General features: G+C 70.0%; 4 protein-coding genes. 2 read left to right on the top strand and 2 right to left on the bottom strand.

What is annotated here, in order from left to right; all coding sequences use genetic code 11:
- The first annotated feature begins 150 nt into the window (after nucleotides 1-150).
- Nucleotides 151-1,101 carry a DMT family transporter gene (locus ACWKZU_RS10070; RefSeq protein ID WP_449282190.1) on the top strand — a complete coding sequence of 317 codons (951 nt, stop codon included), beginning with the start codon at nucleotides 151-153 and terminating at the stop codon, nucleotides 1,099-1,101.
- Nucleotides 1,102-1,168: 67 nt separating this feature from the next.
- Here the strand turns inward: ACWKZU_RS10070 and ACWKZU_RS10065 are convergent, their stop codons facing one another.
- Entirely contained in the window at nucleotides 1,169-1,717 is a 549-nt protein-coding gene (locus ACWKZU_RS10065) for a nitroreductase family protein (protein ID WP_449282189.1), read from the bottom strand.
- Nucleotides 1,714-1,857 (bottom strand): hypothetical protein, encoded by a 144-nt coding sequence (locus ACWKZU_RS10060; protein ID WP_449282188.1) that lies wholly within the window; start codon nucleotides 1,855-1,857, stop codon nucleotides 1,714-1,716. Before ACWKZU_RS10060 ends, ACWKZU_RS10065 begins: the two co-directional genes overlap by 4 nt.
- A 169-nt stretch (nucleotides 1,858-2,026) precedes the next feature.
- Here ACWKZU_RS10060 and ACWKZU_RS10055 point away from each other — a divergent pair, with 169 nt between their 5' ends.
- On the top strand, nucleotides 2,027-4,285 hold the full coding sequence (locus tag ACWKZU_RS10055; protein ID WP_449282187.1) for an S-layer homology domain-containing protein: 2,259 nt from the start codon (nucleotides 2,027-2,029) through the stop codon (nucleotides 4,283-4,285).
- Nucleotides 4,286-4,421 lie beyond the last annotated feature (136 nt).

Raw genomic sequence — 4,421 nt, 5'->3', positions numbered from 1 at the left:
GCGCGTTGCCCTGAGCGGGCCAAGCAAGTCCGACAGGCGGCTCCACTCGCTTCGCTCGTCGCGCCGCCTGCCGGCCTGCGAAGCGCCGGTTGCGCCGGGCCGTGCAGCGACGGAGCCGGAACCCGGCACCGGTAGGGTTGGGGAGTGCACGTGAGATTGAGGGTTCCGCTCGCACTCGTCGGCTCCGGCCTCGCGGGTGTGCTGGTCGCCCTGCAGACCCGCGTCAACGGCGGTCTCAGCCAGCAGCTCGGCAACGGCTACGTCACCGCGGCGGTCTCGTTCGGCTCCGGCCTCGCGGTGATGTGCCTCGCGATGCTGCTGTCGCGCCGCGGACGCGCAGGCCTGGGTCGGCTCCGCACCGAGTTGCGCTCGGGACACCTGCCGCCGTGGGCCGTCCTCGGCGGCGCGGGCGGCGCGCTGTTCGTGCTGGGGCAGGGTCTCGTCGCGCCGCTGACCGGGGTGGCGATGTTCACCGTCGGTATCGTGGCGGGACAGGTGCTGGGCGGGCTGGTCTTCGACCGGCTGGGGCTGGGGCCGGGCGGCAGGATCGATCCCACGCTCGCGCGCATCGTCGGGACCGTGCTCGCGATCGCGGCCGTCGCCATCGCGGTGGGCGTGGATCCGGGGCCGTTCGTGTGGCTGGTGGTGTTCCCCATGGTGATCGGGGTCGGCGTCGCGGCGCAGTCGATGGTGAACGGCCTGGTGCGCTCGGCGTCGCGGAGCGCGCTCACCTCCACGTTCGTGAACTTCGTGGTGGGCACGACGCTGCTCGGGATCATGGCCGCGATCTCGGTGGCGGTCTCGGGCTGGCCGAGCGACTGGCCGAGCGCCCCGTACTTCTACATCGGCGGCGTCGTGGGGACGGTGTTCATCGCGATGGCCGCAGCGCTCGTGCGCACGGCGGGGGTGCTGCTGCTGAGCATGTCGAACGTCGCGGGGCAGCTGATCGCCGCGGTGGCCTTCGAAGCCGGTGTGCCCCTCACCGACGGCCTCACGCAGGGCATGATCGCCGGAGCCGCCGTCGCGCTGCTCGCGGTGGCGGTCGCGGCGCTGCCCGGCCGTCGCCGGGGCGACGGCGAGAGCGCGTCCCGGTCGTCCTGAGCGCAGCGAGCGGGGGTGCGGGATCCGCATCGGCGGGTGCTGCGACGGGACGCGTCCGCGCTGCGCCTCAGAGCACGGTGAGGTGGCGGCTCAGATCGAGCGGTTTGCGCGGCTTGGCCTTGCGGTCCCGATCCGGGATCCCTCCCACGTAGAGCCAGCCGAGCAGGTACTCGGGCTTCTGCACGCCGAGGGCCTTGCGCAGTTCCTTGCTGCGGGTGTGCGATCCCGTCTTCCAGATGGATCCCCAGCCGGCCTCGTGCAGCAGCAGCCCCAGGAGGTGCGCGACCCCGCTCGCCACCGCCTCCTGCTCCCAGACGGGCACCTTGCCGCTCTTGCGCGGGCTCACCACCACGACGAGGATGAGCGGGCTGCGCATGGCCTTGGCGACGTACTTGTCCCGGTCGCCGCCGGAGGCCTTGGCGAGTCCCCTGCCCAGTTTCGCGCGGGCGCCGCCCCGCAGCTCGATGATGCGCCAGGGGCGCAGCCTGGAGTGGTCCGAGACACTCGCCATAGCCGCCACCAGCTGCTCCAGTTCGGCGTGGGAGGGTGCTTCATCGGTGTGCTTCGAGTGGGAGCGCCGCCGCTGCAGCGCCTCGAGCGCCGGTCGCGCGCTCACGGTCGCGCGGAGGGGTCGGGCTCGCAGCTCGGCGCGAGCGAGTCGATGCGTGATCGCGTGCTTCTCCGGTTCAGCCGCTCACGCGATCGGCTCTCGCTCAGCTGCAGCGGGGAGCCGGCGGGATCGATGGGCTTGCTCATGGCTGCCTCCGTGAATCGCGCGGTTGTCTGAGGCCAGTCTACGCCTCGCGATGGCGGGGGAGCCGGGTGATTCGCGGGCGCCTGTTCGGTAACTTTTCGGTTGCTTGATAGCCTCTGTGAGGTGCGGCCAAGCTGCACATCATCCCCATTCTCGATTGATTGGAATCTCATGTACCCCTCCTCCCTGGAACGGCCAGGAACCCGGTGGCGCGTGCCCGCCATCGGCATCGTCGTCGCCCTCGTGCTGTCGCTCGTGAGCGCGGTGTCGGCTCCGCTCGCCCATGCCGCGGAAGGCGATCGCACGATCTCGGGTGTCGTCGCGCTTCCCGAGGGCTTCGATGCCGAACTGCTCGCCGGCGTCCGCGTGACCGCCCGCACGGCGGCCGACGCCGATCCCGCGGCCGATGCCGCGACCGTCGGTGACGACGGCGCCTATGCGATCACCGGCCTCGAGCCGGGCGCCTACCTCGTCGAGTTCTCCGCTGCCGGGGTTGCAGCGGGTGTGCTCGAGGGGCAGGCGTACGGTGCGACCGAGGAGCGGCCGGAGGGCACTCCGGTCGACGTCTCCGCCGGGAGCCGCGATGATGTGAACGCCACGCTGGAAGCCGTTGTGGGGGCGGCAGAGGAGATTCCGGCCGAGGTCGACGCATCGATCGAGGATCCCGCCGCGCTCGAGGAGCCGGGCGGAGACGACGCGGTCGCCGAGGAGATCGAATCGCGCGAGGACTCGGGCGCGCTGCCGCGCGCGGAGCTCGTCGACCCGGCGGACCTCGCCGAGGACCCCGCGAGCCCGGTGCAGGGCGGCACGGTGACCGAGACGGAGGAGGCCGGCGCGGAAGCCATCGCGCCGCTGGAGGTGGCAGCCTCAGAGGACGGCGGTCCGATCGCGAATGCCGCGACCGGCAACCGATCGATCTCGGGCAAGGTCTCGCTCGAGGCCGGCAGCATGGCGTCGGTGCGCATCTACCTCGAGAACGTCGACTCGAGCAGCGGGAGCTCGAGCCGGTACCTGAACCACAACAACACGTCGATCCCCGCGGCGCAGCGCGACACCTGGAACGCATCGACCGGACAGTTCTCGTTCCGCAACCTCGCGTCGGGCCGCTACCGCATCTCCTTCGAGTACTGGGGTGCGAGCCCGGTGATCGTCGAGCGCTGGTACCCGAACGCCCTGGACCGGAGTGCGGCGAAGGCCGTCGATGTGCGCAAGGGCAACGCGACCGGCATCAACGGCTCGCTGAAGCGCGGTATCGCGCTCAAGGGCAACATCACCACGCCTGCCGGGGTGAACAAGAACACCTCGAGCCTCTACGTGACGAACGCGAAGGGGGATCTGTGGCTCGCTAGCTGGAACCGGACCGCGAACACCTACGAGACCCCCGCGCTGCCCGCGGGCGACTACTGGGTGCAGCTCGTCGGGAACACCGCGAGCTACAAGCTCGATTCGATGCAGTTCCTGAAGTCGGGTTCGGCCACGAAGTTCACGCCGCCGCTCGGCGGAGTTCTCACTCGCAATCTGACGGGAGCCAACCCCAACGCGAGCATCGTGGGCAAGGTGTACGTGACCGGCGGCCTGCCGAAGGACTTCCTGCGCGCCGCGAACGTCTACCAGGTGCTCGACGGCGTGCACTTCCCGCTGTACTACGCCTGGCAGAACTACGAGGGGCCCTACCTGAGCCTCGGCCTCGTGCCGGGCGACTACAAGGTCGAGTTCACCGCCAAGACCGGTCGCGACGTGGCCAAGGGCGAGTGGTGGAACAAGAAGTCGACGCGCGCCCAGGCGACGGTCGTGAAGCTGACCTCCGGCCAGAAGAAGACCGGCGTCAACGGCACGCTGCGTACCGGCAGCTCCGGCCAGGTCTCGCCGTTCAAGGACGTGAAGACGAACCACAAGTTCTACAACGAGATCGCGTGGATGTTCCACTCGGGCACCTCGACGGGTACCCGCAGGTCCGACGGCCGCTACTACTATCCGAAGCAGAGTGTGACCCGCGAGGCGATGGCCGCGTTCATGTACCGCATGAACGCTCCCGCGAGCTACAAGCCGCTGGCGAAGTCTCCCTTCGCGGACGTGTCGACCCGGCACAAGTTCTACAAGGAGATCTCCTGGATGTACACGTCGGGGCTGTCGACGGGTATCAAGAAGGGCGGCGCGCGCTACTACGATCCGAAGACGGCGGTGTCGCGCGAGGCGATGGCGGCGTTCATGTTCCGGCAGTACGCGCCGAGCAGCTACACGAAGCCCGGCTACTCGCGGCTCACCGACGTCGGCACGGGCCACAAGTTCTTCAAGGAGATCTCGTGGATGTACGACTCGGGCCTGTCGACGGGCGTGCGCAACGGCTGGCGCACCGACTACCAGCCGAAGAACGCGGTGACGCGTGAGGCGATGGCGGCATTCCTGTTCCGCAACGCGCTCAACAACTGACCGCGTTCGCGCACCGATGACGGGCGCCGGTCTCGACGAGTTCGAGACCGGCGCCCGCGTCGTTGTGTCCCGGGCGTCCGGCGCGCGCGCCGGTCGCCCTGCGCGCGGCGAAGCCGGTCATGCTGCGCGAGCGGAG

The sequence above is a fragment of the Leucobacter sp. genome (assembly GCF_053528595.1).
Note: the sequence above shows the minus strand (reverse complement) of the source record. Positions and strands in the feature narration are given on the sequence as shown.